Here is a 5,902-nt window from a genome sequence, read left to right as displayed (position 1 = left end):
GCCATGACCGCAATAGCATCGGCAAATAACCCATTGGCTAATAACGCCATTAATATACCCGCGCCCATTTGATATAGCGCTAAACGCAGTAGCCCTAAGCGGTTACCTTTATTGGTGATTGGTTTAAGAATATCGGCCAGCATAATTTTACCACCTTGCTGTTTAGTCAACACCGCTTGATAAAACCCAGCTGTTAAAAAAGGCGTAGCGAGTGCGGCAACAACCTGCAATAGTGTAAAAATAATGACAATAGGCCGACAATGCCTATAAATAAATGCATAAAAATAAAAGTGAATGGCTGAGTTTTGAAAATAAACCAACCGGCTTTAAACCACTTTAGCGCTGCATCGGCCTTAAAAACGCGTAATTGTGTAGACATAGTGACTCTTCAGTTAAAACAAAACACGCCGAGTATAACTCAGCGTTGCAAGGGGTTACAGCGCACTATTAATGTTTAACATAAACACGTTATGGCTTTTGAATTTTTTTAATATCGAGCATGTGTGCACCATGCTTAATTTTGGTTTGTAAATATGCTTCATTACCGGCAACCCCGGCTTTAACATGCGCGTGAGTACCCACTACCGAATCGACTTTAATACCGGCATCTCTTAAAGCATTGAGCTTTTTAGGGTTATTGGTCATTAACTTAACATGGGGTAAATTAAGTGCATTAAGCATCAATACCGCATCGGAGAAGTCACGTAAGTCATCTGCAAACCCCAAATGATTATTCGCTTCGTAGGTGTTCATACCTTGCGACTGCAATACATAGGCATCTATTTTATTATACAAACCAATGCCACGCCCTTCTTGGCGTAAATAGAGTAAAATACCGCCTTGCTGGTGCATCATTTCAATACACTCATTTAGCTGCTCACCACAATCACATCGCGACGAATGAAATACATCACCGGTTAAGCACTCAGAATGCATACGAATTAAGGGAACATCCTGCTGCGTATCGGCATTTTTAAACACAAATGCCACATGTTCTTGGCCATCTTTTAAACCACTAAACGATACAATCTCTGCGGGAATATCACTGTTTTTACCAACGTTAAGCTGGGCTCTTGCTCTTACTTGCGCCACGACAAATCCAAATATTTAATAACTACGACACGATAATGAAGTGATATTATCACAAAAGAATACGAATAGATCTAAATCTAAGGGTATTTATTGCAATAATATGGCGACTGTACGGCGTATTTTCAATGCATAATAACAATAAAAAAAACCATTTATCCGCTACTGTGTTTACGTTTATTTACGTAACTGGATAACCTGTTGACGATTAAATTGTTAAGCTGCTGCAGCAACCATAATTATAATAGGGAACATTATGACACCGCACGCACTCTCCTTACTACTTGCTGTTAGCTGCTCACTGATTGCAGCACCTGCGTTGGCCAGTCAAGCCGACAATGCGCAAACGGCATTTAGCCAAGCATATCAACATTACCTAAGCGCACTTGAGGCTAACGAAAATGTGCAACACGCCGCTAAACAGGCTTATACATTAGGTGCCAAGGTGTACGGTGAACACAGCGACAACACGGCAAATTTAGCGATAAACTATGCAAAAGCGCTCAGCGGAGTAACTAATGAAGACCAAGCAAAGCGCTTTGCATTGTATAATCAAGCACAGCAAATTTTGGCCCGTAATCATGGAAAAACCGCAATCGAAACAGTCGATGCGTTATTTGGTATGGCGCACAATACTGCCAAAGCGTCGCTTGCCGACCACTATTTTCGCGCGATTATTGCTATTGCAGTGCAACAAGAGCTACCTAAATTAGCCGCCGATATGCAATTTGCCGCGGCTTCGCTGCTGGCAAACAAATTTATTGCTGAAAAATACCATCAGGCTAGCAGCTACCTAGAACAAGCCGACGCGTATTACCAAGCAAACTTACCAGCAAACGCTGTGGAGCGAATTAAAGTAGACTTTTTTGTGGCTTCGTTTGCAGAAGGACGTAAACAATACAATGAGGCTATTAGCAGATTAAACCACGTTGTTAGCGTATTTGATAATAACTTAAACTTTGATCATAGCGCTGAACTCAGCGCGCACTCAAAACTGATTCACCTATACGAAAAGCAAGGCAACAGCGAACAAGCCACCAAGCACTGTTTAGCAATTGCTAAAATGGTCCCTTGGAAAGAAAGCCAACAACAAACGCCGTTGTACCGCGTTCACCCAGAGTACCCTAATGGAAAAGCGCGGCAACGTAGAGATGGCAGTGTCATTATGGAATTTGAAGTCGATACCGCAGGCTTCGTTAAAAACCTCAACGTACTAGACTCCAGCGGTGGGGTCGCATTTGCAAGCGCTGCGAAAAAGGCGGTAGCACAATGGCGTTACGCGCCTAAATTTGAGCACGGCGTGCCCGTGCCCGCCAAAACACAAGTCCAACTCGACTTTAAAATAGGTCAATAACTATAAATGTAACAAGGCGTATTCCAGCGCCTTGTTTTTTAGCATCATATGCTTGGAACTTAAGTTAAGCGCAGCTGCCTCACGCCAACTTTGCGAGTATTTTATCACTGGCCGCTTCTATTAAGTCGAGCACTTGTTCAAAGCCATCATCACCACCGTAATAAGGGTCGGGAATGGCGCTCACCGCTTGCTCACCGTACTCTAAAAATAACGCTAGTTTATGCTGCAAATGGTGTGGGCAACGTGCAGTTAAATCGGCGAGATTTTGCCTATCGGCCGCTAAAATTAAATCAAACTCAGTAAAATCACTGCTACGCACCTGACGTGAAAAAATCCCGTTGAAACTGTAACCGCGCTTTTTGCCCGCCTGCATGGCGCGTTTATCGGGTGATTTTCCTGCGTGATAGCCAATTGTTCCCGCCGAATCAACGGTCACAGCCACATCAAGCTGTTTAGCACGGGCTTTTAACACCGCTTCCGCTGTTGGCGAACGACAAATATTACCCAAACACACCACCAATATTTTTTTCATAGCGCCCCCTAAAACGACTCAAAACAACTTATATATTCATACCTTACTGCATTGACGCAACTATTGCTTGCTCATTGTGCAACAGGCTTTGCAGTATCGGTAATGCGCTTAGCCGTGCAAATAACGCCGCCAAATTTGGCCAACGCTGTGCATCAATACACTCGCCGCCATGCTGCATATTGACCATTTGCGATGCAAACGCAATATCGGCCAGCGTTAACGCGTTACCCACAAAATAATCATTACTGCCTAGAGTTTGCTCTAGGTAGTCAAAGTGCGCGGGAAGTTGCTCTGTCATTGCCTGCTTTACCTGTGCATCATCACATACTTTTTGCATGCTAGGGTTAATGATGCGTTGCTGAAATACCGTAAAGGTGGTTAACGGTGCAAGTTCATAATCGGCGTATTTTTCTAACCAGCGTACCTGAGCTCGTTGCTCAGCGCTGTCACCTAGCAGTGACCTAGGCTGTGGGTGTTTTTCTGCTAAGTATTGGCAAATAACACTTGAGTCAGCCAACACTAAATCGCCATCTTTTAGTGCGGGTATACGCCCTAACGGGTTTAATTGATAAAACCAAGCCGGTTGATTAAACGGTGAAACAAGCTCTAGTTGATAATCGAGCTGTTTTATAGCTAAACACAGGCACACTTTACGTACGTAAGGAGAAAGCGGTACGCCATAAACAATTAAACTCATGGTCAATCCTTATCAGAAGAAACGCGTGCCAACTAAGGCACGGCGATAGAGTGATGTAATACATCAAAATTAAAATTGCTTTAAAATAGCTTCATTATAATCGTTAGCATTCAGGGTTAAATTATACTTGGCCGCAACGCTATCCAGCTCGGCTTGTTTAATCGCTAAGTCGTCCATAGTGATAGTATTATCATCGAGCTGCCATAATAACTTAGAGCCCGCGTAACTATAGTGAATAGCCAATAATGCATCGGCATTGCCCTCGCGCCCCGCCGCCTTTAATTTGGGCATTTTTCGCGTTATTTTATTAAGCGCTTGCTTAAGCTCCCACACGTACACCACCTCAGTCATAAACGGATGAGTGCGGTACTTATTTAATAACCACGCCAGTGTTAATGCGCTAATAACCACGCCGGTAAGATTCCAATGAAAGTGCGTGCCACTTTCATCTGGAAATAACGCAATCAGGGTTTGCGATATGGCTAAACTGCCAATCGCTAAGCCTACCGCACATCCGGCAATCACACGGTTTAAATGCTTACGATAACGCGCTTTATTTATTTCAATGAGTTGCATAACAGCCTAACAATTAAATCAGTAAAGGATAACAGCGGCCATTGTAACTAAATAATGCCATTATCGAAAAATGTATTTACCTTGTGAGTGTGTCACGCGCCAAAATACTCAAGGGGATAAACACGCTCATTAACCTACTATGCTGTTAGCTATCGATTAAATTTGCACTGCGTTTCGCTGCGTAGCATAGTATCGAGATCAATGCTGTAACTGTATAGGACAACCATGATCAAACAAGTATTCGCTGCGAGCTTCATTTTATTTGCCGGCTCCGCGTTAAGTAACAATTTAACCGTCGAAGAACAACGTATTGCAGCCGCTACCCACGCTATGCCACAGGTACTAAGCGCATTTGCCGATGAGGTCAGCCAGTTTCAACAGCAATGGCAAAAGCTTAACAGCTATAAGCAGGCAAACGACTTAGTTGCTAACTACGCAAGTCAACTGTGGTTCAACGCCAAGCAGCGTATTGCTAGCACTAAAAATTACGACGACCGCGAGCTTTACTGGGCACGCTTACTTTCAACTAAAATTATGCGCGCAACTAAACCTCAGTTTGCGCTGTCGGCTGCACAGCTGGGCAGCCTGTTAAGCCAATTAGAGCAAGGCAGCCGTGGTCATCGCGACCTCAGCTTTACTCAAGGCAGCACAAAAAAAATCATCCTCACCGGGTTTGATCCGTTTTTATTAGATAAAAATATCAATCAAAGCAACCCGTCTGGAGTTGCAGCGCTGTTGTTAGATGGACAAGTGATTAACTATCAAGGTATTAGCGCTGAAATTAACACCGTGATGGTGCCCGTTCGTTATGCCGACTTTGATCAAGGCATAATAGAAGCACTACTCGCCCCGTATTACGCACTGAATAATGTCGACATGATTGTCACTGTGAGCATGGGGCGTAAGCACTTTGATCTAGAACGGTTTCCCGGTAAACGCCGCAGCGTTACCGCTCCCGATAACGCCAATATCGTTTACGGTGGCACACAAACAGCGCCGTTGATCCCACAGCTAAACAGCCAGCCTCTGCCCGGTGACGAATTTGTGCAATTTAGCCTTCCCGTAGCAAACATGCAGCAAGCCCAAGGCCCTTATAAGGTGATTGATAACCATGAAGTCACTACCTTAGAAAAAACCTACCTGCCGGCCACACTTGCCGAGCTAAAAAATAGCATTGCCGTAAATGGCTCAGGCGGTGGCTACCTGTCGAATGAAATTTCGTATCGCAGTATCCGTTTGCGCAACCAACTTAACTCCACGATACCCACAGGGCATATTCACACCCCCAGAATTCAACAGTTTGAGCCTGCAATAGAAGCCAAAATAGTAAAGCAAATTACCGCAATACTGGAGCACAGCTTAACCGCGTTATAAGTAGTATAGCGGCTAGGAATAAATAGCTTCGGGCGACGAGCAGCGGGCTAAACAGTGCATGCTTTAGGTTTGCCTGTTTAGCGGATACCTTTGTGAGGTTTGTAGATCATTATGTTGCACAAAGAGCCGCTACGCTGCACAGAGAAGTTAAATGGAGTGACTGACTGCGGGCGACGAGCAGCGGGCTAAACAGTGCGTGCTTTAGGTTTGCCTGTTTAGCGGATGCCTTTGTGAGGTTTGTAGATCATTATGTTGCACAAAGAGCACACAGAGCCGCTGC

6 protein-coding genes and 1 pseudogene are annotated in these 5,902 nt (G+C 44.3%); 2 read left to right on the top strand and 5 right to left on the bottom strand.

Annotated features, from left to right (window positions below; genetic code table 11):
* Positions 1 to 379 (bottom strand): annotated as a pseudogene (locus ABYB02_RS13780) (hypothetical protein); the annotation flags it as partial.
* Positions 380 to 468: 89 nt separating this feature from the next.
* A complete protein-coding gene (gene ribA, locus ABYB02_RS13775) occupies positions 469 to 1,092 on the bottom strand; it encodes a GTP cyclohydrolase II (RefSeq protein WP_372762996.1) in 624 nt (207 codons plus the stop codon).
* A gap of 253 nt (positions 1,093 to 1,345) precedes the next feature.
* Between ribA and ABYB02_RS13770 the strand changes: the two genes are divergently transcribed.
* Positions 1,346 to 2,443 (top strand): TonB family protein, encoded by a 1,098-nt coding sequence (locus tag ABYB02_RS13770; RefSeq protein ID WP_372762995.1) that lies wholly within the window; start codon positions 1,346 to 1,348, stop codon positions 2,441 to 2,443.
* A 79-nt stretch (positions 2,444 to 2,522) separates the two neighbouring features.
* Here ABYB02_RS13770 and ABYB02_RS13765 read toward each other — a convergent pair whose 3' ends face one another.
* The 3 genes from ABYB02_RS13765 to ABYB02_RS13755 form a co-directional block, all read right to left on the bottom strand.
* The gene (locus tag ABYB02_RS13765) at positions 2,523 to 2,975 is read right to left on the bottom strand and encodes a low molecular weight protein-tyrosine-phosphatase (protein ID WP_372762994.1); all 453 of its coding nucleotides are present in this window, start codon (positions 2,973 to 2,975) and stop codon (positions 2,523 to 2,525) included.
* A gap of 43 nt (positions 2,976 to 3,018) precedes the next feature.
* On the bottom strand, positions 3,019 to 3,672 hold the full coding sequence (locus tag ABYB02_RS13760; RefSeq protein WP_372762993.1) for a glutathione S-transferase family protein: 654 nt from the start codon (positions 3,670 to 3,672) through the stop codon (positions 3,019 to 3,021).
* A gap of 69 nt (positions 3,673 to 3,741) precedes the next feature.
* Positions 3,742 to 4,248: a DUF3087 domain-containing protein gene (locus ABYB02_RS13755; protein WP_372762992.1), complete on the bottom strand. Its 507-nt coding sequence runs from the start codon at positions 4,246 to 4,248 to the stop codon at positions 3,742 to 3,744.
* Between the two features lie 225 nt (positions 4,249 to 4,473).
* Here ABYB02_RS13755 and ABYB02_RS13750 point away from each other — a divergent pair, with 225 nt between their 5' ends.
* Positions 4,474 to 5,622, top strand: a complete 1,149-nt coding sequence (locus ABYB02_RS13750; protein WP_372762991.1) for a hypothetical protein — start codon at positions 4,474 to 4,476, stop codon at positions 5,620 to 5,622.
* The last annotated feature ends 280 nt before the right edge of the window (positions 5,623 to 5,902 follow it).

The organism is Pseudoalteromonas sp. (assembly GCF_041613455.1).
GTDB lineage: Bacteria > Pseudomonadota > Gammaproteobacteria > Enterobacterales > Alteromonadaceae > Pseudoalteromonas.
This window is presented reverse-complemented; position numbering and strand designations above follow the sequence as displayed.